A 25,890-nucleotide genomic window follows, 5' to 3' on the forward strand; every position below is an offset into this window, starting at 1 on the left:
TGAGGCTTTGTTTATGCTTAAAACCGAAAATTACAGAAAGTGAGTGGTCCTGTTTGGATCTTCTATCTATAAAAGACCCTTCTTTTTTGAAGAAGATGAATAATGAAGAACTTGTCGAGTTAAGTATGGAAATACGTAAATTTCTTGTGGAAAAATTATCGGTGACGGGTGGGCATATTGGGCCCAATTTAGGTGTCGTCGAGTTGACTATAGCCTTGCATAAAGAATTCGACAGTCCGAATGATAAAATTTTATGGGATGTCGGACATCAATCCTATGTCCATAAAATCCTGACTGGCAGAGCAGGAGAGTTCGACACATTAAAGAAATATAAAGGTCTTTGCGGTTTTCCGAAAATGATTGAAAGCCCCCATGATGTTTGGGAAACAGGTCACAGTTCGACTTCCCTTTCAGCTGCAATGGGAATGGCGGCTGCCCGTGATATCAAAGGGGAAAGCAGTTTTATTCTGCCTGTAATCGGGGACGGTGCACTAACAGGCGGAATGGCGCTTGAAGCGTTGAACCATATCGGTGATGAAAAAAAGGACATGATCGTTATCCTGAATGATAATGAAATGTCCATAGCCCCTAACGTAGGTGCTTTACACACGATATTGGGAAGATTGCGGACAGCAGGTAAATATAACTGGGCAAAAGATGAATTAGAGCAGCTTTTGAAAAAAATACCTGCAGTCGGTGGTAAACTTGCAGCTACAGCTGAACGCTTGAAGGATAGCATGAAGTACTTATTGGTCTCAGGAATCTTTTTCGAAGAGCTTGGTTTCACATATCTTGGACCGGTAGATGGTCATAATTATGAAGAATTGCTGGAGAATTTAAGATATGCCAAGAAAACGAAGGGACCTGTACTGTTGCATGTCATCACCAAAAAGGGCAAAGGATATTCACCTGCCGAATTGGATACAACAGGGAACTGGCATGGGACAGGTCCATATAAGATCGAGACTGGTGATTTCGTGAAATCCCCTAGTAAAGGTCCTGCTTGGAGCGCTCTTGTAAGTGATACTGTCAGCAGGCTGGCTCGTGACGATGAGCGGATTGTCGCGATTACGCCTGCAATGCCCGTAGGATCGAAGTTGGTGGGCTTTTCTCAAGAGTTCCCAGAGCGTTTCTATGATGTAGGGATTGCCGAGCAGCATGCTGCAACTTTTGCTGCAGGATTGGCAACGCAAAAAATGAAACCTTTCCTGGCTATTTATTCAACCTTCCTGCAAAGAGCTTATGACCAGGTCGTTCATGATATCTGCCGTCAAAATTTGAACGTATTCATAGGGATCGATCGTGCCGGATTGGTTGGTTCCGATGGTGAAACGCATCAGGGCGTTTTCGATATTGCTTTCTTACGCCATGTTCCGAATATGGTGTTGATGATGCCTAAAGATGAAAACGAAGGTCAGCATATGGTCAATACAGCATTAAACTATAATGATGGTCCGATTGCTATGCGTTTCCCTCGTGGGAATGGTTGGGGAGTTGTGATGGATACCGAATTAAAGCAGATTCCAATCGGTTCGTGGGAAGTTCTTAAAGAAGGAACGGATGCTGCGATCTTAACGTTCGGAACAACGATTCCCATGGCTCTTGAAGCGGCAGAAATGCTGGAGAAAGAGGATTATTCAGTTAAGGTGATCAATGCCCGGTTCATTAAGCCTTTGGATGAGAACATGTTAAGCAGTCTCCTTGGTGAAAAAATGCCAATCTTGACAATAGAAGAAGCGGTACTTCAAGGTGGTTTTGGTAGCTCTGTACTTGAATATGCCCATGATCAAGGATTTTATGGTGCAATTATAGATCGAATGGGAATACCTGATTATTTCATTGAACATGGAAGTGTCGATGAACTTCTTGAAGAAATCGGTTTAACGACTGAGACAGCCATCAAAAAGATTAAAATGATAACACCCAAAAAAGAAAAAAGGGCCTGACAATATGAAAGTGATGAAAGAAAGAGTAGATGTATTACTTGTAGAACAAGGCTTGGCCGATACACGTGAAAAAGCGAAGCGTATGGTTATGGCAGGTCTTGTCTACGCGAATGAAGAAAGGTATGAAAAACCGGGGGAAAAAGTGCCGGTCGATCTCGAATTTACGATCAAAGGAAAAGTCATGCCTTATGTTTCAAGAGGCGGTCTTAAACTTGAGAAGGCATTAAGGGAATTCGATTTACAAGTGAATGGAAAAATACTGCTTGATATAGGTTCATCAACTGGTGGGTTCACCGATTGTGCTTTGCAAAATGGCGCCATAATGTCTTATGCGCTTGATGTCGGCTATAATCAGCTTGCCTGGAAGCTTAGACAGGATGAGCGGGTAAAAGTAATGGAACGGACCAATTTCCGTTATGTTACACCCGCCGATCTCGATGGGGAGATGCCAAACTTTGCAAGCATTGATGTTTCTTTCATCTCGCTTACGTTAATTTTACCGGTGCTAAAGACCTTGCTCGTCCCGAATAGTGATGTCGTTGCCTTGGTTAAACCGCAATTCGAAGCTGGGAAGGATCAAGTGGGGAAAAAGGGGATTGTTCGTGATCCCAAAATCCATAAACAAGTGTTGGATAAGATCATTTCTTTTTCTTTAAAGGAAGGCTATGATATTAAGGATGCCTCCTTCTCGCCGATTACCGGCGGTGATGGAAATATTGAATTCTTACTTCATTTACACTGGCAAGGCTCGAAGGAAGATGGAACGATATTGCTTTCGAAAACGGTTGATGACATCGTTGGAGAGGCCCATGCCCAATTTAAAAAAGAATAGCTAGAACTTTGTATGGGCTCCTTTGGCTGAATGGTTGGCTAAAGGAGCTTTTTAACTATACATTGTGCGTCATGTACTTGAATCATTTATCGATGGATACATAAAATAGGTAAGTACAAATAATAGACTTATATTCATTTTTAGAGAAAAAAGTTGTACAATTGCATAAAAATCCGATAACATTAATATTAGCCACTTTCAAAAGCGGCCTATTTGCACGTACTGATAATTGAAGCAATCCCATATTGGGGCAGACTGCTTAAGTAAGAAATGAAAGTGAACCATTACCATTAAATGAGCAACAGTTGAGAAGAGGTGCTTCTACTTATGAATAAAGGACAACGACATATAAAAATAAGGGACATTATAACGAATAATGATATCGAAACCCAGGATGAGTTAGTTGAAGAATTGAAATTAGCTGGATACAATGTAACTCAAGCCACTGTTTCTAGGGATATTAAAGAGCTCCACCTTGTAAAAGTGCCTTTAACGGATGGAAGATATAAATACAGTCTGCCGGCCGACCAACGTTTCAATCCACTTCAAAAATTAAAGAGAATCCTTGTCGATGCATTTGTACGCATTGACTCAGCCAACAATTTACTGGTTATGAAGATGCTTCCAGGTAATGCCCAGGCAATCTGTGCATTGATTGATAATTTAAATTGGCAAGAAATACTCGGGACGATCGGCGGCGACGATACTTGTTTAATTATCTGCCGTTCTGAGGAAGATGCAAAGATCATTTCCGGCAAATTCTTGGACATGCTCTAATAATGTTGTGAGGTGACCTAGTTTGTTAACAGAACTATCGATTAGGAATTTTGCGATCATAGACAGCCTGTCCGTTTCATTTGAGAAAGGCTTGACAGTCTTGACAGGAGAAACAGGGGCAGGGAAGTCAATCATAATAGATGCCGTTCATCTTTTGGTTGGGGGACGTGGTTCTGCAGAGTTCATTCGGCATGGTGAGTCGAAGGCTGAAATAGAAGGATTATTCCAAATTGAAGATGAAAAACACCCCGTCTTTGCCAAGGCGGAAGAGTTTGGCATCGATATGAATGATGGGATGGCGATACTTCGAAGGGATATCTCACTGAGCGGCAAAAGCGTTTGCAGGGTAAACGGAAAGCTTGTAACGATTGCCATCTTACGTGAGATAGGGCGGACGTTGATAGATATCCATGGCCAGCATGAACATCAGGAATTAATGGACGAACGACTCCATCTTCCACTGCTCGATCAATTCGGCGGTGAAAAGATCGCATCTGCACTCACTGAATACCAAAAGCTATATAAAAGTTATGAAACCGCTTCTAAACAATTGAATGGTTTGAGCCAAAATGAACAGCAAATGGTCCACCGCCTTGATTTGATCCAATTTCAATTCGATGAAATCCAAAAAGCTGATTTGAAATTACGCGAAGATGAAGAATTGATGGAAGAGCGGAAGAAAATTAATAATTTTGAAAAAATCCATGAAGCGCTGCAAACCAGTTATAATGCTTTAAATGGTGAGCAGCATGCAATTGATTGGCTTTCCGTAGCCATGAATAATTTGGAGGAAGCGGCAGGGCTTGATGAAGGTTTAAAGAACAGCTCTGAAACCGTTTCAAATAGCTACTTCCTGCTTGAAGAGGCCGTGTCTAACATCCGTGACCAATTAGACTCTTTGGATTATGATACAGAACGAGTGGAATTCATTGAAAGTCGCCTTAATGAAATAAATCAATTAAAGCGTAAATACGGGCGGACCATCGAGGAAATCCTGGAGTATGGGGCCGCTATTGAAGAAGAAGTCGAAAAACTTCAAAATAGGGAAACCCATATAGCGAAGCTTGAAAAGGAAATGAAATCCATCAAGGCAGATTTAATTGTCGAAGCAAAGAACCTGTCTGAACTTCGCCAGAAATTCGCTCAGCAGCTTACAAAAAAGATTCATCAGGAATTAAAAGATTTATACATGGAAAAGACAATTTTCGAACCACATTTCCTTCAAACGGCCTATACTTTCGATGAATTGTCAGATAAGGGCATCAATCAGTCAGGGCTGGATTCAATGGAATTTTATATTTCCACCAATCCAGGTGAACCATTAAAACCTCTATCTAAAATCGCTTCTGGTGGTGAACTGTCGAGGATCATGCTTGCATTGAAAAGCATATTCTCCAAGCACCAAGGCATAACGTCCATTATCTTTGATGAAGTGGACACAGGTGTGAGCGGACGGGTTGCGCAATCCATTGCAGAAAAGATCTATAAAGTGGCAACTGGATCACAAGTACTGTGCATATCCCATTTGCCACAGGTTGCAGCTATGGCGGATACTCACCTTTTCATAGCGAAAAATGTAAGGGCCGGACGCACGAATACCTCGGTAAAGCCGTTAATTGAAACTGAAAAAATAAAAGAAATTGGCAGGATGATTTCAGGAGTAGAGATAACGGATTTGACTAAACAGCATGCCAATGAATTAATCCAGCTTGCCAAAAGGCTGAAGATAACATCTTGAAGGGCCGGTAAGTAGATTAATTAAACTAATCATAAGCATTCATTGTAAAGCTATCCAAAAACGGATAGCTTTTATTTTTTGCACCTGTTATAAATGACTGTCATGAGGGCTAAATTAAAGGTGTAGCCATTAAGTTTCAGAGAGCGAGGAGAGTGAATGGATTGAAATTTATATGGATAAACAGAATCATCGGTGGAATTCTCCTTGTTGCGCTATTAACATTAGGGTTATACCAGCCATCTCGTGAATATTTTTTAATTCCAAATCATCTTGTACTATTTGAAGGAAGTCAATATAGTATTTCCAAGTCATTGCCTGTTTCTGCAAAAACTTCGAGATCCAGTGAAGGAATTTCGCTTCATGATGAACAAGCCTCGATTACGCTTGGTGCCGAGAAACCAGGTACGAATGAAGTGTTACTGGATGTAGCAGGCTTGCCTGCCAAAAAGGTCGACATCAGGGTGTTAAAAGATTTTAAAGTCATGCCTGGTGGCCAATCCATTGGAGTAAAGCTTAATACTCTTGGGGTGCTCGTAGTAGGTCATCATCTTATTGATACTGCGCAGGGGAAAAAATCACCGGGAGAAAAAGCGAAAATTGAAATCGGTGATATTATTACAGAAATCAATGGTCAGACGATAAAGAAGATGGGGGATGTAACCCCTTTTGTTCAGCAGGCAGGTGAAAAGGGTGAGGCGTTGAATCTTGTCATTAACCGTGATAATGAAGTGCTCCACAGTACCCTATTACCTCTAAAAGATAAGAATGAAGGAACTTACAAATTGGGTTTGTATATCCGTGATTCGGCAGCTGGTATCGGAACGATGACGTTTTATCACCCGGATTCAAAAAAATATGGGGCGTTGGGACATGTCATTTCCGATATGGACACAAAAAAGCCGATTGTTGTTAAGGACGGACAGATTGTTCAATCGACGGTCACATCCATCGAAAAAGGAAGCAATGGTGATCCCGGAGAAAAATTGGCACGCTTTTCTTCTAATAAAGAAAAAATTGGAAATATCAATCGCAATAGTCCCTTTGGAATTTTTGGGAAATTAAATCAAGATTATAAAAATGGAATTAACGACAAGCCACTCCCCATCACCCTTTCACATGAGGTAAAGGAAGGACCAGCAAAGATCCTTACAGTGGTGGACGGTTCTGAAGTAGAGGAATTCGATGTCGAAATCGTCAGTTCCATACCACAGAAGTTTCCTGCAATTAAAGGTATGGTCATAAAAGTGACGGATAAAGAATTGCTGCAAAAAACAGGTGGGATCGTTCAAGGAATGAGCGGCAGTCCTATCATACAAAATGGGAAATTAATCGGTGCAGTCACCCATGTATTCGTTAATGATCCTACAAGTGGGTATGGAGTCCATATCGAATGGATGTTAAACGAAGCCGGTATAAATATATACGACAAAGATAATTTTGAAAAAGCAAGCTAAGAATCCGGGTATCCTTTTGGATGCCCCTTTTTAATGGAAAGTTATGGTTAGCAGAGGTTTTGGGTAGGAATTAAATTTGATTTCTGTAAAAAATAGAGGTTTTTTTGAAACGATGTGATAAAATGATAACGATATGAAGATTTTTCGACAATCGCTTTATTCGAATAGCAAACGAAGTCGAAAACAAGAGATATCCGGAGAATAATATTGAATTCCTTATATTTTTTCAAAAATAAAAGGAATTTAGTTTCCATTGTCGAAAAGTTCAATTACAATAGAATTTAGTCATATAGAAAAAAAGACCAATTGTAGTTGAGGAGGAAATCAAGCGTGAAAAAAATTAAGGTGTGCGTTGTAGATGATAATAGAGAACTTGTTGGCCTTCTGGATGAATACATTTCTGCACAGGAAGACATGGAAGTAATTGGGGTGGCACATAACGGTCAAGATTGCCTGGGAATGCTTGAAAGCGTTGATCCGGATATATTGACCCTCGATATTATCATGCCTCATTTGGATGGGTTAGGTGTACTTGAAAAACTTCGTGAAGTAAAACGGGGTGCTATGCCTAATGTGATTATGCTTACTGCATTTGGTCAAGAAGATGTAACGAAAAAAGCTGTTGATTTGGGTGCGTCTTACTTCATCCTGAAACCATTCGATATGGAAAATCTGGCCAATCACATACGTCAGGTAAGCGGTAAAGGGCAGGCGGTTTTAAAAAATCATAGTCAATTTAGCTATCGTCCCCAAAATGAATCCAAGCCGAAGAACCTCGATGCCAGCATCACAAGCATCATTCACGAGATTGGAGTGCCTGCACATATTAAGGGCTATTTGTATTTAAGGGAAGCGATTTCGATGGTATATAATGATATTGAACTATTGGGTTCTATCACCAAAGTTTTATATCCGGATATCGCAAAAAAATACAATACTACGGCCAGCCGTGTCGAACGTGCTATCCGGCATGCGATTGAAGTGGCCTGGAGCCGTGGAAATATAGAGTCCATATCATCTCTTTTCGGATATACCGTAAGCATGACTAAGGCAAAACCTACAAATTCCGAATTCATTGCCATGGTTGCAGATAAGCTGCGCCTCGAGCATAAAGCTTCTTGACAGGGGTAGGGAAAAACCGGTTGTAAGGATTCAGGGTAATAATTGACCATATAAAGGCTAGAGCCGCTAAATATAAATAGGAACTCTCCGTCTGGAGGTAAGGGACAGGAAGAAGTTGCTTCTTGATTTTTTCTAATCGGCAACTTCAAAATTTTTACGCCGGTTTAAAAAATTAAACGCCTTTTATTTATTGGATTTTAAAGGAAATCCCATAAATAAAAGGCGTTTTTGTTTTGGACGAAAAACGGAAGTCAATCATGGACATGCCTGAATCAAAAGGTGAAGGGGAAATTACGATTGGTCAAATGGCCTTCTTGGATACCCGCTTGCAAATCAAAAGCTTGGAAAAGAAATTGGGTGTTTTGACGAAAGGAACATTCTATGCAAAAAATAATCACCTGCATTTTGATTGAAGGATTGATCTAGATGAAAATAATTTGCTGTTTCTGTTCATAAATTGGGATATAACAATTATTGAGAGAGGCGGCGTTTCATCATGACCTTAATCTTTGCGCATCGAGGCTCTGCAGGGACTCATCCTGAAAATACGATGGCGGCGTTCAAAGAAGCTGCCCGTGTCGGGGCGGACGGAATTGAAACGGATGTCCAGCTCTCGAAAGATGGGGAAGTGGTCATCATTCACGATGAAAAGCTCGATCGTACAACGAATGCCTCGGGGTATGTAAAAGACCGGACCTTGATGGAGTTGAAAAAACTTAATGCATCTGCAACCCATAAGGGAAAATTGGGAAAAGAAAAGATTCCGACGCTTGAAGAACTATTTATTTGGCTTTACGATAATCAGCTTTTTTGCAATATTGAACTGAAAAATACTCTTTTTCTGTATCCAGGCTTAGAAGAGAAAGTCATCCGGCTCATCCGCACTTACGAAATGGAGGAAAGGGTAATCCTTTCTTCATTCAATCATTGCAGTTTGGTCAATTGCCACCAATTGGCACCTGAATTGGAAACCGCACCGCTTTATAGGGATGGTCTATACATGCCATGGATATATGCCAAGGCAATAGGCGGTAGTGCAATCCACCCAAATATCAGGGTTGCCCCTGATGCACTAATTCAAGCTTCGATGAGTATGGGTGTTCCTGTACGGCCATATACCATTAATAAAGAAGCAGAGATGAAGCGGTTATTCAAACTGGGGTGCAGCGGCATCATTACCGATTTTCCCGAGGCAGCCGTACGAATCAGAGAAGGATTGAAATCAAGATAAAAAAAGAAGGGGCCATATGAGATATGGCCCCTTCTATTTACGTTTAAAATTTAGTGAACCTGCTTTGGACCTTATTTTGTTTTCGGTCTCGATGAAGGATGAAGCCGGCGATAAAGGCTATTCCGCCAATCGTAATGAGCAGTCCTATTAAAAATTGCAGCCAAAGGAATGGATAGGGAGGCTGTAAAATACCGAATACCATGTCCCTCATTATTTTTATGCCATAGGCAGCAAAGGCACCAGGTATAAAAAGAATCAAAAAAGCGATTAAACGTTTCATGCGGTCAAATCCCTTCCGAAAATTCCGTCTTTAAAAAATGATAAAGGATATAAATTATTTGTCAAGTTCCGGGAATCAAGATAATGACTGGTAGTTGGTGGCTGTTTTTAAAGGGAGCCAATATGATAAAATGGTTGGGAGTATGAAAAAAATTGCAGGGAACGATCTATTAAAAGGTGTAATAATATCTTAAGGGGGATGGCTCATGCAAAAGGTCATGATAGTAGGGGGAGGCGTGGGAGGGACAACCGTGTTGAAACTCCTCTCGGAAAGTGAAGTATTCTCCATTGTTTGTATGGCTGATACGAATGAATCTGCTGAAGGGATGCTTGCCGCAAATGAACGAAGTATTCCTACAGTGACTGATTGGAGCGTGGGATTGGAGCGGGATTTGGACATCATTTTTGATACGACCGGAGACCCATCTGTCTATAAAAAGATAAAAAGGGACATGGGCGAACAAACGATTCTCATTCCTGGAAGTGTCGCCCTCATTATGACTAAGCTGTTTGAAGAGAAAAATCGATTAATAAGTAAATTGGAGAATGCCTCGGCAAAAATGGACTTGATTCTTAATACGACCAGTGAAGGAATGGTGGTGATTGATCATGAAGGATTCATCATCATGTTCAATGATAGTGCGGAACGTGCATCTGACACAAAGCGTGAAGATGTGATTGGCAGACATATCAAAGATTTCATCCCTTCTACTGGCTTGCTGCGAGTTATGCAAACGAACCAAAAAGAAGTAAATCAGGAAATCACCCTTAGCAATGGGACGGAACTCATAACGACAAGGATCCCTCTTGTGAATGCCGATAAAGAAATCATAGGGGCTTTTTCCATGTTTAGGAATAAAACGGAAGCTGTACAATTGGCAGAGCAGATCACTGATTTAAAAGAGGTACAGACGATGCTTCAGGCGATCATTCAATCCAGTGATGAAGCCATATCTGTTGTGGATGAACAAGGCAGGGGGCTTTTGATCAATCCGGCATATACAAGAATCACCGGCTTAACAAAGACCCAAGTGATCGGTAAGCCGGCTTCCATCGATATTTACGAAGGTGAAAGTATGCATATGAAAGTGCTTCAGACAAAAAAGCCTGTTCGGGGTGTCAATATGCGTGTCGGCCCAAAACATAAGGAAGTGATCGTAAATGTTGCTCCAATCATTGTGGATGGGTGCCTGAAAGGGAGCGTTGGTGTCATTCATGATGTATCGGAAATTCAAGCCTTGACCCACGAACTGAATCGGGCAAGACAGATTATCCGGACATTGCAGGCTAAATATTCCTTTGATGATATAATTGGGGCTTCCGAAGAGATGAAGCTTCCCATTGAACAGGCGAAATTATCGGCAAGAACACCTGCTACTGTCTTATTAAGAGGAGAATCAGGGACTGGCAAAGAGTTATTTGCACATGCCATACATAATGCGAGCGATAGGAAATTCAATAAATTCGTACGGGTAAATTGTGCAGCCATCTCGGAATCATTACTTGAAAGTGAACTGTTCGGTTATGATGAAGGAGCCTTTACTGGGGCAAGCAGGGGGGGGAAGGTCGGTTTTTTTGAAGAGGCAAATCAAGGGAGTATCTTTTTGGACGAAATTGGTGAATTGCCAGCCAACATCCAAGCTAAATTACTTCGGGTATTACAAGAAAAGGAAATCATCAGAGTGGGGGGGACGAAGCCAATCCCCATCAATGTCCGGGTAATAGCCGCAACGAATATCAATCTTGAACAGGCCATCGCAAACGGATCATTCAGGGAAGACTTGTATTTCAGGCTGAACCGCATGCCTATTTTCATTGCACCATTAAGAAAGAGAAAAGAAGATTTGAGAGAATTGGCAGAGCATTTGATTAATAAAATCAATCAGGAGTATGGACGGAGCATAGAGGGAATTACAGCAGCAGCTATACATAAAATGCAAATTTACAACTGGCCGGGTAATGTCAGGGAACTGGAAAACATCTTGGGACGGGCAATCATTTTCATGAAATTGAACGAGACGGTCATTGATATACAACATATTCCGGATTTTATCGAAGGGATTCCAGTAAAACAGGAGAAATTATTAATGAAGCCTTCTGGCTACGTATCGGGGAAACCGCTCTCGGAGATAATAGACCAGTATGAAGCCGAAATCATTCAGCAGGCGTTCCATACCCACAAGGGAAATAAAACACTTACGGCAAAAGCGCTAGGGATTTCAGTTAGAAATCTATATTACAAAATTGAAAAACTAAAACTGTGAAAATTTTTGCACGCAAATAATTGCGTACTATGAAAAAAACTGCGTGGAATTTTCTGATTTATTTTAATTTAAGCGAGACTCCACTTCTAACATGAAATTTTTTTGAATTTGTTATAGGCTATAGTTGCCCAACATATTAACCAGCATCTCCTTTATTTGGATAAAAAGGCTCGCGTTATGTATTTAATTGGCATGTTATTTGCATATTTAAAAGTGAATGGTTCATTCACGGGAACCATTACCCATTGGGAAAATATCATGCTAGTAGCGGATTTTATTTTAAATGAACGTAGTAACAAGTAAGAATGAGGAGTAATTCAGTGTTCTCATATCTGATATGAATTAAAACATCTAGGGAGGATTCCTTTATGGAAATTTTTAAATATCTTGAAAAGTATGATTACGAGCAATTGTTATTCTGTCAGGATAAACAATCGGGTTTGAAAGCGATTATTGCCATTCATGATACGACGTTAGGGCCTGCGCTTGGAGGCACAAGGATGTGGACGTATGCATCTGAAGAAGATGCCATTGAAGATGCCTTAAGGCTTTCAAGAGGAATGACATATAAGAACGCAGCTGCCGGCTTGAATTTAGGCGGAGGAAAAACTGTCATCATCGGCGATCCCCGTAAGGATAAAAATGAAGAAATGTTCCGTGCCTTCGGAAGGTATATACAAGGGCTGAATGGGCGTTATATAACGGCGGAAGATGTAGGTACAACGGTTGAGGATATGGATCTCATTCATGAGGAGACGGATTTTGTCACTGGGATTTCCCCTGCATTCGGTTCTTCGGGGAATCCTTCCCCTGTAACTGCCTATGGGGTATATCGCGGTATGAAAGCTGCTGCGAAAGAGGCATTCGGAACTGATTCTTTAGAAGGCAGGGTGATTGCGGTCCAAGGTGTAGGGAATGTTTCTTATAACTTATGCCGTCACCTTCATGAGGAGGGCGCCCAGCTGATCGTTACGGATATCAATAAAGAAAGCGTGGCCCGTGCGGTTGAATCCTTTGGGGCGACTGCAGTTGATCCTGACGAAATTTATGGAGTCGACTGTGATATCTATGCACCTTGTGCATTAGGGGCTGTCATAAATGATCATACAATCAATCAAATCAAGGCGAAGGTCATTGCTGGTGCGGCCAATAATCAATTAAAGGAACCTGTTCATGGCGATCAAATTCATGAAAAAGGTATTATATATGCACCTGATTATGTAATTAATGCAGGTGGAGTCATAAACGTGGCCGATGAGCTTTTAGGATATAATCGGGAAAGAGCCCTTAAGAAAGTGGAAACGGTTTATGATACAATTGAAAGAGTCATCGAGATTGCAAAACGCGATCAAATCCCAACATATAAAGCAGCGGATAGGATGGCAGAGGAGCGAATTGCTCGCATGAGGAATTCAAGGAGCCAATTCTTGCAAAATGAAAAACATATCTTGAATGGAAGAAAATGATTGTAGTTTCACAAGATATAGATTCCTGTGTTTTTTTAATTAAACACAGGAATTTTCAACATGGATAACGTAATAAACATATGCCAAGTAAAAATGGTGATTAAATAGTATGTATTTGTGAGGAGGAGTGGTTTTGGCTGAAGATTTTGACCTCGTTATCCTCGGAGGAGGAACTGGCGGGTATGTGGCGGCAATAAGGGCTGCTCAATTAGGATTGAAAACGGCTGTCGTGGAGAAAGGCAAGCTCGGCGGAACGTGTCTACATAAAGGCTGTATCCCTTCGAAAGCACTTTTAAGGAGTGCGGAAGTATATCAGACTGCAGTGAAAAGTGAGGAATTCGGTATAGTTACCGGGGATGTAAAGGTAGACTACCTTAAGGTGCAGGAAAGAAAGAATAAAGTGGTCGATCAACTCTATAAAGGTGTTCAGCACTTGATGAAACAAGGAAAGATAACGGTTTATGAAGGGTTAGGGCGTATACTTGGTCCTTCTATATTTTCACCGATGCCTGGGACAATTTCCGTGGAAATGAATAATGGCAGTGAAAATGAAATGCTCATTCCTCAGAATGTCATCATTGCTACCGGTTCGCGTCCGAAGACACTGCCCGGTTTAGCGATTGATGGGGAATTGGTGCTTACATCGGATGAAGCTCTAAAGCTTGAGAGCCTGCCAAAATCAATGATTATTGTAGGCGGTGGAGTCATCGGCATTGAATGGGCTTCGATGCTCAATGATTTCGGTGTGGAAGTGACAGTACTGGAATATGCAGATAGAATCATCCCGACTGAGGACCATGATATTTCTAGTGAAATGCTTCGTCTCTTAAAGAAAAAAGGCGTCAAATTCGTTACAGGTGCGAAGGTTATGCCTGAAACCCTGAAAACGGATGATTCAGTGACCATTTCTGCAGAAGTCAAGGGTTCGGTGGAGGAGTTCACAGCTGAAAAAATGCTGGTTTCCGTAGGCAGATCAGCTAATGTTGAAGGAATCGGCCTTGAAAATACGGAAATTGTGAAAGAAAAAGGCTTTATTGAAACCAATGACTTCTTCCAAACGAAGGAATCACATATCTATGCAATCGGTGATTGTATTGGCGGTCTCCAGTTGGCTCACGTTGCTTCCCATGAAGGTATTACGGCCGTTGAACATATCGCAGGCCAAAAACCGGAACGGCTGGATTATTCGCTCATTTCAAAATGTGTGTATTCAAGCCCTGAAGCTGCAAGTGTCGGTTTGACGGAAGAACAGGCAAACAAAGAAGGCTATGACCTTAAAATTGGGAAATTCCCATTCCGTGCAGTTGGTAAGGCCCTTGTATTCGGGGAAGCGGATGGCTTTGTAAAAATCATCGCCGATAAGAGAACGGATGATATACTGGGCGTTCATATGATCGGACCACATGTTACGGATATGATTTCAGAAGCCGGACTTGCAAAAGTGCTTGATGCGACACCTTGGGAAATAGGCAAGACAATTCATCCGCACCCAAGTCTTTCTGAAGCAATCGGAGAGGCGGCCCTTGCTGTCGATGGACGTGCCATTCATTCATAAAGAATAAGGTCAGGAGGTTTTATGATGGTAGAAAAACGTCATGAACAATTAGGCTTAAATGAGGAAACGGTTTTAGATATGTATCGGACAATGCTTTTGTCCCGCAGAATTGATGAGCGCATGTGGCTTTTAAACCGATCCGGGAAAATTCCCTTCGTGATTTCCTGCCAGGGGCAAGAAGCTGCACAGGTTGGGGCTGCGTTTGCGCTGGATCGGCAAAAGGATTATGTACTGCCTTATTATCGGGATGTCGGTGTAGTTCTTACCTTCGGAATGACCGCAAAAGACTTGATGCTTTCAGGTTTCGCGAAAGAGGAAGATCCCAATTCCGGCGGGCGCCAAATGCCTGGTCATTTTGGTCAAAAGAAAAATAGGATCGTCACTGGTTCATCGCCTGTAACGACACAGGTCCCGCATGCTGTTGGAATTGCACTTGCAGGGAAGATGGAAGGTAAGGAATTGGTGACATTCGTAACGTTTGGGGAAGGTTCATCCAATCAGGGCGATTTTCATGAAGGTGCCAACTTTGCAGGTGTGCACAAGCTACCGGTCATTTTCATGTGTGAAAATAATAAATATGCGATTTCCGTTCCTATTGAGAAACAGCTATCGTGTGAAAATGTTTCCGACAGGGCGATTGGCTATGGGATGCCTGGAATAACGGTGGATGGCAATGATCCATTGGAAGTGTATGGAGCGGTGAAAGAAGCGGCTGACCGTGCACGAAGGGGAGAAGGCCCTACACTTGTAGAAACCGTTTCATACAGGCTCACGCCTCATTCAAGTGATGATGATGACCGAAGCTACCGGACTGCGGACGAAGTGGCCGAAGCCAAAACGAAGGATTCGATTATGACATTTGGAGCGTATTTAAAAGAAGTGGGAATCATGGATGATGGCCTTGAGAAACAAATGAATGATGAAGTCATGAAGATAGTAAATGAAGCAACCGATTATGCTGAAAATGCTCCATATCCGAAGGCTGAAAGTGCTATGAATCATGTGTATGCACAAAAGTAAGGGGGTAATAGAATGCCAGTGATTTCTTATATAGATGCCGTGACAATGGCAATGAGGGAAGAGATGGAACGCGATTCCCGTGTATTCGTATTGGGAGAGGATGTAGGAAAAAAAGGTGGGGTCTTTAAAGCCACTAATGGTTTGTACGACCAATTCGGTGAAGCAAGAGTCATCGATACTCCGCTCGCTGAATCTGCAATTGCAGGAGTGGGAATTGGAGCCGCCATGTATGGGCTGCGCCCGATAGCTGAGATGCAATTTGCTGATTTCATCATGCCTGCCATTAACCAAATAGTTTCAGAGGCAGCCAAAATTAGATACCGTTCTAATAATGACTGGAGCTGTCCTATGGTAATCCGTGCTCCGTATGGAGGAGGAATTCATGGAGCTCTTTATCATTCACAATCGGTTGAAGCGATTTTTGCCAATCAGCCGGGCTTGAAAATTGTGATGCCTTCCACTCCGTATGATGTAAAGGGGTTGCTTAAAGCTGCCATTCGCGATGAAGACCCAGTGCTTTTCTTTGAACATAAACGCGCATACCGCTTGATCAAGGGTGAGGTACCGACTGAAGATTATGTCCTTCCCATCGGTAAGGCGGATGTGAAAAGGGAAGGGGAAGACATTACTGTCATCTCCTATGGCCTTTGTGTACATTTTGCCCTTCAGGCAGCAGAAAAATTAGCTGCAGATGGAATTTCTGCACATGTTCTTGACTTGCGCACGGTCTACCCTTTGGATAAGGATGCTATCATAGAAGCAGCTTCTAAAACGGGGAAAGTATTACTGGTTACGGAAGATAATAAAGAAGGAAGCATCATGAGTGAGGTTGCAGCCATCATTGCCGAGCATTGCCTTTTTGATTTGGATGCCCCTGTAAAACGGTTGGCCGGACCTGATGTACCTGCCATGCCATATGCGCCTACGATGGAAAAACAATTTATGGTCAATCCTGATAAAGTGGAAAAAGCAATGAGGGAATTGGCCGAGTATTAATGACTGTTAAGAAGGAGGAACGAATTATGGCTATGGAATTAATGAAGATGCCTCAATTAGGCGAAAGTGTCACAGAGGGGACCATCAGTAAATGGCTTGTGAAGCCCGGGGATCATGTCACGAAATACGACCCGCTAGCTGAAGTGATGACGGATAAAGTAAATGCTGAGGTTCCTTCTTCCTTCACCGGCATCATCAAGGAATTGAAAGCGGATGAGAATCAAACATTGGCAGTCGGGGAAGTCATTTGCTCGATTGAAGTTGAAGCGGCAAAGACGGATAACGGAAATGCTGGGCAAGTTTCTCATAGTGAGGAAATTGTTGATGCACCTGCTATAAGAGATGTGCAGCAAGCGTCGGCCGAACCATCAAGGAAAGCTCGCTATTCGCCAGCTGTGTTAAAACTTTCCCAGGAGCATGGAATCGATCTTTCAAAAGTTAAAGGAACGGGGAATGAGGGACGGATCACCCGTAAAGATTTACTGAAACTTGTTGAATCAGGGAATCTTCCTAAGGCGGATGAGCCTTCCGCAATATCCGATTCGTCTCCTGTAGAGAACGCACCTCAAGTTAATCGTCAAACCAGTCCAGTACCAAACATGCCGACTGCGGCTGGGGACAAGGAAATACCTGTTACCGGCATCCGTAAGGCAATTGCATCCAATATGTTGAAAAGTAAGCACGAAATTCCGCATGCTTGGACGATGGTGGAAGTTGATGCAAGCAATATGGTGAAGTTGCGTGATAATCTTAAATCCGAGTTTAAACAAAAAGAAGGCTATAATTTAACGTACTTTGCCTTTTTCGTCAAAGCGGTTGCTCAAGCTCTTACGGAATTTCCAGAGCTCAATTCGATGTGGGCAGGCGAAAATATCATACAAAAGAAAGAAATCAATATATCCATAGCCGTTGCAACCGAAGATGCCTTATTTGTACCGGTCATTAGAAATGCCGATGAAAAATCAATCAAAGGTATAGCAAGGGAGATACAGGAACTTGCATCCAAAGTGAAGGCGGGTAAGTTAAAAGCGGAGGATATGCAAGGTGGTACGTTCACTGTTAATAACACTGGCTCATTCGGTTCTGTCCAGTCCATGGGAATCATCAATTATCCACAGGCGGCCATTTTACAAGTTGAAACGATTGTAAAACGTCCAGTGGTCATAAATGATATGATTGCAGTACGAGATATGGTGAATCTCTGTTTATCACTTGATCATCGTGTTTTGGACGGACTGGTATGCGGACGATTCCTTGCAAGGGTTAAAGAAATCATCGAAAAGATTTCCAAAGATAACACTTCCATATACTAAAAGGATGACCGGAAAGTTGTACCTTCAGACTGTAGGCAAACTCGATGAAAATCGGGTTTGCCTACAGTTTTTTTGATTGGTACAATTTTCATGTTAATTGGAACTCCGCACTCGATTTCCCGGGCGGGTTGCCCTTGGCAATCTTGACGCCTATGGGGTCTCTCCTTGGACGCGCCATTCCTGCTGGAGTCTTGCACACCCATTCCAATCACCTTTTTTTAAAAAAATGATAGAAACAATGACTATGGTGACGAGGGGGGGTCCTGACCATCTTTTAATCCAGCAGCTATTGATTCGCCAAAGTTCAGACACTGTCATTTCTCTTTTCCGTAGAAAAACATCGACAAAAATTTTATTTTTGCTATTATTTTATTAAGGGCTGTTCTAATACAGGTCAGCGGCTGTACTTGATTTAAAAAAGGTGAAACAGGCTAGTGGTTTCCCTAATAACCGATTTTCTAATTTCTATTTTCTTAAATTTAAAGAAAATTATGGTAGAATGTTAGTGTAATCCAGAACAAATTGACGGGAGGGTGGTTTTCTTATCCAAAACTGACTGAGCGTTCGTTCTCCCAATGAAAGGACAGGGCTTATGATGCGGCAGAAGATAAGAAAGCGATTACAGATGGAACTGAAAGATGTAAAAAATATAACCTTTCCTAAGCCTTCTTTTGAAGAGTGGAAAGAAGCTGCGGAAACAAGTTTAAAAGGGAAAAGTGTAGAAAAATTAAAAACGAATACATATGAGGGCATCACTTTATCACCGCTCTATACAGAAACGGAGGATTCAACGGAAAAAGAAGCTGAATTACCAGGATTTTTCCCTTTCACCCGAGGAACTTCCCCAACGGGATATCACGAAAAACCTTGGCTTGTCGTTCAACCTGTAAGCGGTATCACGGCTGAAGAAGCAAATGAAAAGATGAAGGCTTCATTCAAACGCGGTCAAAATGTCGTGGCATACCCTGCACGATTGCTTGCCGAGGGCGCAAGGGCAGAAAAATTGTTTAAGGATATCCCGTTAAAAGGAATTCCGGTTTTCATTGACCTAAAGGGGAAACAAAAAGGATTATTCCCTCAATTCAAGGCGGTAGCCGAAGCACAAAATACCCAATTGACAGGCGTTATTGCTGAAGATCCCATTGCAGAATGGCTCATTTGCGGTCAGCTGCCAGAAGATACGGATAACTATTTTGCAGACTGGCTGAAGACGATCCAAGATTATCAGAGTGTAGGCAGGGATTTAAAAACAGTTTTGATTAATACGGCAGTCTACCATAATGGGGGAGCTAATGCCGTACAAGAAATAGCTTATGGTTTAGCGGCTGCCGTCCAATATCTATTGGAAGGTCAAAAACAAGGGCTTTCCATTGCTTCTGTTTCCGAAAAAATAGTATTCTCTTTTGCTTTGGATTCAAATTACTTCATGTCCATCGCTAAACTGCGGGCTGCCAGAAGGCTTTGGGCAGGACTTGCAGAAGCTTTCGAAACGGCATCGGATCATTTTAAAATGGAGATACATGCCGTTACTTCCGAGTTGACAGAAACGCTTTATGATCAGCATGTCAATATTCTTCGGACCACAAATCAGGCTTTCGCTGCAGCTATTGGAGGCATTCAATACCTTCAAATCCATCCATTCACACATGCAACTGGTGAAACCGATGATTTTTCAGAAAGAATTGCCCGTAACACTCACTTGATTTTAAAAGAAGAAACAAATATAACAACAGTGGTCGATCCTGCTGGCGGTTCATGGTATGTTGAGCAACTAACGGATGAATTGGCTGAAAAGGCTTGGGCGAAATTCCTTGAAATCGATGCAGCTGGAGGAATACTTGAGCTAATTAAACAAGGCACCCTTCAAAAAGAAATAGCTGAAGTTTACCAAGGAAGAGTCCAAAATGCGGCTTTCAGAAAAGAAAGCATCATCGGAACGAATGTTTATCCGAATCCAGCTGATAAGATTAAAACCCCGACACGGAATAACCATGTGTCATATATGAACGTTGAGAAGCCGGTGGGCATTACCCCACTTGACTTGAATCGGGTATCCATTCAGTTCGAACAGTTAAGACTACGCAGTGAAAAGTATAAAGAAATAAATGGAACGGCTCCAACTATTGGTTTGATTAATTTGAAAAATCTCAAATCCTTTAAACCTCGTGCAGATTTCGTTAAAAGTCTTGCTGCAGCAGGTGGTATTGAAACGAACGGCAGTAAGGGGTGTCAAACCGTGGAGGAAGCAGTCAATTATGTAGCTGCGACCAAGCTCCCTATCTATTGTGTTTGCGGCAGTGATGCTGACTATTCGGAATTCGCACCAGCCACCATTAAAGAAATTAAAAAGCAATTCCCTGAAATCACTATTTATTGTGCCGGCAAGCAAAAAGAAGAATTGGAGATTACACTAATTGAAGCCGGAGTTAAAGATTTTGTCCATGTTAAAACAAATGCAATATCCATTTTATCGGAATTATTGCAGAATCTTGGGGTGAACTAAAATGAAAAGACCGAATTTTTCTGCTATAAATCCTGCTAAGCCTGAGATTAAAGGTACGGTGGAAGCTTGGAAAAAGGAAGCCGAAAAAGCTGTTGAAAAAAACATGGAGGATCTTCTGTTTGAAACCAATGAACAAATAAAAATCAAACCGCTTTATGTTGAGGAAGATAATCGCGATTTGGAGCATATGGAGAGTGTGCCAGGCATCGCTCCTTTTACAAGAGGGCCCTATCCTTCCATGTATGTCAATCGTCCTTGGACGGTACGTCAGTATGCAGGTTTTTCGACTGCCGAGGAATCCAATGCGTTTTACAGGCGTAATCTGGCGATGGGGCAAAAAGGGCTCTCAGTTGCTTTTGATTTAGCTACACACCGTGGTTATGACTCCGATCATCCACGCGTTGTCGGTGATGTGGGGAAGGCGGGAGTTGCCATTGATTCCATTCTTGACATGAAAATCCTGTTCGACGGCATTCCGCTTGATCAGATGTCCGTGTCAATGACGATGAACGGTGCTGTATTACCCATTCTTGCATTTTATATCGTGACAGCTGAAGAACAAGGCGTAACACAGGATAAGCTTTCAGGCACGATTCAAAATGACATCTTAAAGGAATACATGGTTCGGAATACGTATATCTATCCACCGGAAATGTCCATGAAAATCATAGCTGATATATTTGAGTATACATCCAAATATATGCCCAAGTTCAATTCCATTTCCATCTCCGGCTATCATCTGCAAGAAGCGGGGGCGCCGGCTGATATCGAACTTGCCTATACGTTGGCGGATGGGCTTGAGTATGCACGTACCGGAATGAAAGCAGGTATTGATATCGATAAATTTGCACCACGCCTTTCATTCTTCTGGGCCATAGGAATGAACTATTTCATGGAAGTGGCGAAAATGAGGGCAGCTCGTTTCATTTGGTCAAAACTGATGAAACAATTTGAACCGAAAAATAATAAAGCGATGGCATTGAGGACGCATTCCCAAACCTCAGGCTGGAGCCTCTCCGAGCAGGATCCGTTTAACAATGTCGCTAGGACCCTTATTGAAGCGCATGCGGCTGCACTTGGGCATACACAGTCCCTGCATACGAACGCATTGGATGAGGCCATTGCCTTGCCAACTGATTTCTCGGCACGCATTGCCCGTAACACGCAGCTATATCTGCAGGAGGAAACCGGGATCACAAAAGTAATCGATCCATGGGCGGGTTCATACTATGTAGAATCGCTCACCAATGAATTAATCGAACGGGCTTGGGCTCACATAGAAGAAATCGAAGGTCTGGGTGGAATGGCGAAGGCTATTGAAACCGGCCTTCCAAAAATGAGGATCGAGGAAGCAGCTGCAAAGCGTCAGGCTAAAATCGATTCTCAAGTTGAAACGATCGTGGGCGTCAATAAGTATCGTTTGAAAAAAGAGGATCCTATTGAAATACTGGAGATTGATAATACGGTAGTTCGCGAAAGTCAGCTTAAGCGTTTGAGCGAATTAAAAGCGAAACGTGATCAGGCAAAGGTGGATGAAGCACTTCAAGCGCTATCCATGGCTGCCAGAACTGGCGAAGGTAACCTTCTAGAACTGGCTGTGCAAGCTGCAAGAGTGCGGGCTTCATTAGGTGAAATATCCGATGCGATCGAAGAGGTTGCTGGACGTCACAAAGCAACGATCCGTTCCATCAGCGGCGTATACAGCTCGGCATACTCAAAAGAAGCGGAAATTGAGGAGGTCGTCCGCATGACGGAAGAGTTCCTTGAAAATGAAGGAAGAAGGCCTCGTTTGTTAATGGCTAAAATGGGTCAGGACGGTCATGATCGTGGAGCTAAAGTAGTAGGAACGGGGTTTGCGGATTTAGGCTATGATGTCGATATCGGTCCATTATTCCAAACACCGAAAGAAACAGCCATCCAAGCCGTGGAAAATGATGTGCATGTAGTCGGAATGAGTTCGCTTGCTGCCGGCCATAAAACTTTGTTGCCGCAGCTTATGATGGAACTGAAGAACTTGGGCCGTGAGGACATAATAGTGATCGTAGGCGGTGTCATCCCTGCACAGGATTATGATTACCTAATGGAAAATGGGGCTACAGCCATTTTTGGACCTGGTACGGTCATACCACAGGCAGCGAAGAAAGTGCTTCAGGAAATATACAATCGCCTCGGATATGAGGAAGTGGCCCAATAATGAGTGAAGACAAGAAGCCGGAATGGGTCGATCTTAACAATCAGGAAGGTTTTGCTTCTTCATTAAAGCCAGGTGTGGAATTAGCAGCCAGCCAAAACAAGCCTTCAAAAAGCAAATTCGTCAAAAAACATAATGTAAACATACCGGTCCATGAACTTAAAGAGGGAATCATAAAAGGGGACAGGGCCAAGCTAGCTAAAGGGATTACATTGGTTGAAAGCAATGCATCCCACCACATGGATCATGCACAGGAATTATTGCATGCCATCCTTCCCCATACAGGGAACTCGATTCGCATCGGGATTTCCGGAGTGCCCGGTGCCGGAAAAAGTACCTTCATCGAGACGTTCGGAACTTACTTATGTGACAGGGGCCATAAGGTTGCCGTTCTAGCTGTCGATCCAAGCTCTTCGATCAATGGCGGAAGTATATTAGGTGATAAGACAAGGATGGAGGAACTGGCAAGAAACCCTCATGCCTTCATAAGACCTTCACCATCCGAAGGCACTCTAGGCGGAGTTCACCGCAAAACGAGGGAAACGATGTTGCTTTGTGAAGCGGCAGGATTTGATGTGATACTGATAGAAACTGTCGGTGTCGGTCAGAGTGAAGCTATAGTACGTAGTATGGTCGACTTTTTCATGCTCCTTGTCCTAACAGGTGCCGGAGATGAATTACAAGGGATGAAGAAAGGGATTCTGGAACTTGTGGACGGAATTGTGGTCAATAAAGCCGACGGAGAGAATATTCCGCTGGCGATTAGGACGAAATCCGAATATAGCAGAATCTTGCACTTCCTTCAGCCTGCAACAAAGGGATGGGCAGGAAAGGCATATGCTTGTTCCGCCATCACCGGTAAAGGGATCCCTGAGCTTTGGGATGTAGTGAATGAATTTTCCGATATGACCAAGGAATCGGGTGTTTTTCAAGAACGGAGAAGAATGCAATCCAAGGAATGGCTTTATTCATTGATTGATCACCAGCTTAAAACGATGTTTTATAAAAATGAAACCGTCAAAGGTCTTCTCCCTATACTCGAGAATCAAGTGATGTCAGGGAATAAAACGGTCACTGCTGCCGTTAAGCAGGCCTTTGGATCTTTTACAGAAACATTTAAATCAAATTAAAAAAGAAATAGGATGGGGCAGCGTGGAATGTCTCCTGGCATGCCCCATCCTTTTGTAAGCCTATTTGTTTCGCACATGGTTCTCGCTTCTATTTCGTTCGAAACGGTTTATGCGGTTTTAACAGGTAAATTTATTGAATCAAGAAGTGGCAATTGTTATGATAGGGTTGAAGAGAAAACTTGGAAGGGGCAAATGCCATGAATATGGATTTTAATTTTTTAATGAACGACGTAGTCAAACAGGCTCGCGATGAGATAAAGACTGCTGGATATACAGAATTGACTACTCCCGAGGAAGTAGAGGAAGTATTTGCGCAAAAAGGTACGACACTTGTCATGGTAAACTCCGTTTGTGGCTGCGCTGGGGGAATTGCTAGACCAGCAGCTGCTCATGCAATCCATAATGATAAACGCCCAGATCAGCTTGTAACCGTTTTTGCTGGGCAAGATAAAGAGGCGACGGAAAAAGCCCGTGATTATTTCGAAGGGTATCCGCCGTCATCCCCATCATTTGCATTGCTGAAGGATGGAAAAATCATCACCATGATCGAGCGTCATGAAATTGAAGGGCACCACCCGATGTCTGTAGTAGAAAAATTACAAGACTACTTCGATCAATATTGCGAAGAAGTGTAAGCCCATAGCCATAGCTAAAAAACCCGCCAATCGGCGGGTTTTAGTTTGACGACAAAAAGGGGTTTGGAAGTAGTCTCATCCCGAACCGTGATTATAAAAAGTTATTCTTCATGGATGTTACCTTTTTTATAGGGGATGAAATCCTTATTGTATTGAAGAAATATGCGGCACTCCTGCCGAATAACTGTCTAGCCGAGACCCCCTAGAGGCGCTTGAGCGAGGAGGCTTGGCAGACAGTCGGCGGAAAGGGAGCGGATTTCTGAAATCAACTGGAATGTTTTTTTAGAAACAAACCGTAGTCAAACTCGCTTTTCTTGAAGTTTGAATACAGTCTGAAAACCGCCCTTGCGGCGGATTTTTTTATCCATGATTTTGCATAAGTCAGGGGCATTTAGGAAAGAAGATAGATAAGGATGCCGATATATTCCCTTTGGAGCTTAAAGCGCAAAATTTAGAAATAAAATTATAGCAATATTCTGAAAAATAAATCTATTATTTACGTTATTGAATAATTATAAGAGTGTGTTAAAATACACATTAGTGTATGAATATTAGTTATTCAAATTTTAACTAAACCAAATTCAATAACAAGAGAATTGAAAATATCATTTTGGAGGAATAATAATGAAGTTGAAAAAGCAGTTAGCATTGTTGCTTACTTCTGTTTTATTAGTAGGTATTTTAGCAGCATGCGGAACATCGGGGAAAGAAGATAAAGACACAGCAGGTACAGAAGATAAAAAGGTCCTGGTAATGGGAACATCTGCGGATTATCCGCCATTTGAATATGTTGAAACATCTAAAAGTGATGAAATTAAAGGATTTGACATCGATATCGCTAAAGCAATAGGAAAAAAATTAGGTTATGAGGTTGAAGTGAAGGACATTGACTTTAATAGTCTTGTGCCTGCTCTGGAAAATAAATCGGTCGATTTCGTTATCTCTGGAATGACTCCAACTGAAAAACGTGAGCAATCAGTCGATTTCAGTGATATTTACTATACAGCTAAAAACATGATCATCACGACAAAGGACAGCAAAATCAAAACTGTTGAAGATTTAAAAGGGAAAACCGTAGGCGTACAGCTTGCATCCATTCAGGAGACATTGGCAAATGACTTGAATAAATCCCAAGATATCGGGATGAAAATTGAAAAACGGAATCGTATTCCTGAGGTTGTTCAAGAAATGTCAACAGGACGTTTTGATGCCGTAATCATGGAAGATACTGTTGCAAAAGGTTACTTGAATGATAATAAAGATTTGGTGGGGCATTTGATCGAGTCCGGTGAACAAGATGCCGGTTCAGCAATCGCTTTCCAAAAGGGAAGCAAGTTAACTGAAGAATTCAATGCCGAGTTGAAAAAAATGTTAGAGAACGGTGAAATGGAAAAATTAATTTTAAAATGGTTCGGTGGCAGTGAAACTGAATAATACA

The 25,890-nt window shown here is 42.2% G+C and carries 20 protein-coding genes; 19 read left to right on the top strand and 1 reads right to left on the bottom strand.

Features of this window, described 5'->3' with window-relative positions; genetic code table 11:
- Positions 1 to 53 precede the first annotated feature (53 nt).
- The 8 genes from dxs (at position 54) to ACQKFG_RS05920 (ending at position 9,100) form a co-directional block, all read left to right on the top strand.
- The gene (dxs, locus tag ACQKFG_RS05885) at positions 54 to 1,946 is read left to right on the top strand and encodes a 1-deoxy-D-xylulose-5-phosphate synthase (RefSeq protein WP_192205454.1); all 1,893 of its coding nucleotides are present in this window, start codon (positions 54 to 56) and stop codon (positions 1,944 to 1,946) included.
- A gap of 4 nt (positions 1,947 to 1,950) precedes the next feature.
- Positions 1,951 to 2,778, top strand: a complete 828-nt coding sequence (locus tag ACQKFG_RS05890; RefSeq protein WP_192205453.1) for a TlyA family RNA methyltransferase — start codon at positions 1,951 to 1,953, stop codon at positions 2,776 to 2,778.
- Between the two features lie 327 nt (positions 2,779 to 3,105).
- Entirely contained in the window at positions 3,106 to 3,555 is a 450-nt protein-coding gene (gene ahrC / locus ACQKFG_RS05895) for a transcriptional regulator AhrC/ArgR (RefSeq protein ID WP_034308279.1), read from the top strand.
- Positions 3,556 to 3,577: 22 nt separating this feature from the next.
- A complete protein-coding gene (gene recN, locus ACQKFG_RS05900; protein ID WP_427557020.1) occupies positions 3,578 to 5,293 on the top strand; it encodes a DNA repair protein RecN in 1,716 nt (571 codons plus the stop codon).
- Positions 5,294 to 5,454: 161 nt separating this feature from the next.
- Positions 5,455 to 6,747, top strand: coding sequence for a SpoIVB peptidase (gene spoIVB, locus ACQKFG_RS05905; protein ID WP_427557023.1), 1,293 nt, complete (start codon positions 5,455 to 5,457; stop codon positions 6,745 to 6,747).
- Positions 6,748 to 7,077: 330 nt separating this feature from the next.
- The gene (gene spo0A, locus ACQKFG_RS05910) at positions 7,078 to 7,869 is read left to right on the top strand and encodes a sporulation transcription factor Spo0A (protein ID WP_427557026.1); all 792 of its coding nucleotides are present in this window, start codon (positions 7,078 to 7,080) and stop codon (positions 7,867 to 7,869) included.
- Positions 7,870 to 8,102: 233 nt separating this feature from the next.
- A complete protein-coding gene (locus ACQKFG_RS05915; protein ID WP_342614143.1) occupies positions 8,103 to 8,282 on the top strand; it encodes a hypothetical protein in 180 nt (59 codons plus the stop codon).
- Positions 8,283 to 8,365: 83 nt separating this feature from the next.
- Positions 8,366 to 9,100: a glycerophosphodiester phosphodiesterase gene (locus ACQKFG_RS05920; protein WP_342614142.1), complete on the top strand. Its 735-nt coding sequence runs from the start codon at positions 8,366 to 8,368 to the stop codon at positions 9,098 to 9,100.
- A 43-nt stretch (positions 9,101 to 9,143) separates the two neighbouring features.
- Here ACQKFG_RS05920 and ACQKFG_RS05925 read toward each other — a convergent pair whose 3' ends face one another.
- Complete coding sequence (locus tag ACQKFG_RS05925; protein WP_192205447.1) at positions 9,144 to 9,380, bottom strand: DUF2627 domain-containing protein; 237 nt, start codon at positions 9,378 to 9,380, stop codon at positions 9,144 to 9,146.
- Between the two features lie 205 nt (positions 9,381 to 9,585).
- Between ACQKFG_RS05925 and ACQKFG_RS05930 the strand changes: the two genes are divergently transcribed.
- From ACQKFG_RS05930 to ACQKFG_RS05980, 11 genes are all read left to right on the top strand, one after another.
- Positions 9,586 to 11,643, top strand: coding sequence for a sigma-54 interaction domain-containing protein (locus ACQKFG_RS05930; protein WP_192205446.1), 2,058 nt, complete (start codon positions 9,586 to 9,588; stop codon positions 11,641 to 11,643).
- A gap of 368 nt (positions 11,644 to 12,011) precedes the next feature.
- Entirely contained in the window at positions 12,012 to 13,109 is a 1,098-nt protein-coding gene (gene bcd / locus ACQKFG_RS05935; RefSeq protein ID WP_260284656.1) for a branched-chain amino acid dehydrogenase, read from the top strand.
- Between the two features lie 133 nt (positions 13,110 to 13,242).
- Entirely contained in the window at positions 13,243 to 14,664 is a 1,422-nt protein-coding gene (gene lpdA, locus ACQKFG_RS05940; RefSeq protein WP_427557032.1) for a dihydrolipoyl dehydrogenase, read from the top strand.
- 24 nt (positions 14,665 to 14,688) lie between these two features.
- Positions 14,689 to 15,684: a thiamine pyrophosphate-dependent dehydrogenase E1 component subunit alpha gene (locus ACQKFG_RS05945; protein WP_427557034.1), complete on the top strand. Its 996-nt coding sequence runs from the start codon at positions 14,689 to 14,691 to the stop codon at positions 15,682 to 15,684.
- 12 nt (positions 15,685 to 15,696) lie between these two features.
- On the top strand, positions 15,697 to 16,680 hold the full coding sequence (locus ACQKFG_RS05950; protein ID WP_101222514.1) for an alpha-ketoacid dehydrogenase subunit beta: 984 nt from the start codon (positions 15,697 to 15,699) through the stop codon (positions 16,678 to 16,680).
- Between the two features lie 26 nt (positions 16,681 to 16,706).
- Positions 16,707 to 17,993, top strand: a complete 1,287-nt coding sequence (locus ACQKFG_RS05955; protein ID WP_427557039.1) for a dihydrolipoamide acetyltransferase family protein — start codon at positions 16,707 to 16,709, stop codon at positions 17,991 to 17,993.
- Positions 17,994 to 18,585: 592 nt separating this feature from the next.
- Positions 18,586 to 20,496 carry a methylmalonyl-CoA mutase family protein gene (locus tag ACQKFG_RS05960; RefSeq protein ID WP_427557042.1) on the top strand — a complete coding sequence of 637 codons (1,911 nt, stop codon included), beginning with the start codon at positions 18,586 to 18,588 and terminating at the stop codon, positions 20,494 to 20,496.
- Between the two features lies 1 nt (position 20,497).
- On the top strand, positions 20,498 to 22,690 hold the full coding sequence (scpA, locus tag ACQKFG_RS05965) for a methylmalonyl-CoA mutase (RefSeq protein ID WP_349728007.1): 2,193 nt from the start codon (positions 20,498 to 20,500) through the stop codon (positions 22,688 to 22,690).
- Positions 22,690 to 23,817, top strand: a complete 1,128-nt coding sequence (gene meaB, locus ACQKFG_RS05970; protein ID WP_349728008.1) for a methylmalonyl Co-A mutase-associated GTPase MeaB — start codon at positions 22,690 to 22,692, stop codon at positions 23,815 to 23,817. The genes scpA and meaB overlap by 1 nt, the downstream gene beginning before the upstream one ends.
- Before the next feature lie 197 nt (positions 23,818 to 24,014).
- Positions 24,015 to 24,452 carry a BrxA/BrxB family bacilliredoxin gene (locus tag ACQKFG_RS05975; protein ID WP_034308239.1) on the top strand — a complete coding sequence of 146 codons (438 nt, stop codon included), beginning with the start codon at positions 24,015 to 24,017 and terminating at the stop codon, positions 24,450 to 24,452.
- 630 nt (positions 24,453 to 25,082) lie between these two features.
- Positions 25,083 to 25,886, top strand: coding sequence for a transporter substrate-binding domain-containing protein (locus ACQKFG_RS05980; RefSeq protein WP_427558198.1), 804 nt, complete (start codon positions 25,083 to 25,085; stop codon positions 25,884 to 25,886).
- Positions 25,887 to 25,890: the final 4 nt, after the last annotated feature.

The organism is Peribacillus sp. NPDC076916, assembly GCF_050269675.1.
Classification (GTDB): domain Bacteria; phylum Bacillota; class Bacilli; order Bacillales; family DSM-1321; genus Peribacillus; species Peribacillus aracenensis.

Coding starts and splice junctions, on each gene's coding strand:
- ACQKFG_RS05890 (WP_192205453.1), top strand. CDS start 1,951: ATGAAAGTGATGAAAGAAAGAGTAGATGTATTACTTGTAGAACAAGGC.
- ahrC (WP_034308279.1), top strand. CDS start 3,106: ATGAATAAAGGACAACGACATATAAAAATAAGGGACATTATAACGAAT.
- ACQKFG_RS05920 (WP_342614142.1), top strand. CDS start 8,366: ATGACCTTAATCTTTGCGCATCGAGGCTCTGCAGGGACTCATCCTGAA.
- ACQKFG_RS05925 (WP_192205447.1), bottom strand. CDS start 9,380: ATGAAACGTTTAATCGCTTTTTTGATTCTTTTTATACCTGGTGCCTTT.
- ACQKFG_RS05930 (WP_192205446.1), top strand. CDS start 9,586: ATGCAAAAGGTCATGATAGTAGGGGGAGGCGTGGGAGGGACAACCGTG.
- bcd (WP_260284656.1), top strand. CDS start 12,012: ATGGAAATTTTTAAATATCTTGAAAAGTATGATTACGAGCAATTGTTA.
- ACQKFG_RS05945 (WP_427557034.1), top strand. CDS start 14,689: ATGGTAGAAAAACGTCATGAACAATTAGGCTTAAATGAGGAAACGGTT.
- ACQKFG_RS05950 (WP_101222514.1), top strand. CDS start 15,697: ATGCCAGTGATTTCTTATATAGATGCCGTGACAATGGCAATGAGGGAA.
- ACQKFG_RS05955 (WP_427557039.1), top strand. CDS start 16,707: ATGGCTATGGAATTAATGAAGATGCCTCAATTAGGCGAAAGTGTCACA.
- ACQKFG_RS05960 (WP_427557042.1), top strand. CDS start 18,586: ATGATGCGGCAGAAGATAAGAAAGCGATTACAGATGGAACTGAAAGAT.
- scpA (WP_349728007.1), top strand. CDS start 20,498: ATGAAAAGACCGAATTTTTCTGCTATAAATCCTGCTAAGCCTGAGATT.
- meaB (WP_349728008.1), top strand. CDS start 22,690: ATGAGTGAAGACAAGAAGCCGGAATGGGTCGATCTTAACAATCAGGAA.
- ACQKFG_RS05975 (WP_034308239.1), top strand. CDS start 24,015: ATGAATATGGATTTTAATTTTTTAATGAACGACGTAGTCAAACAGGCT.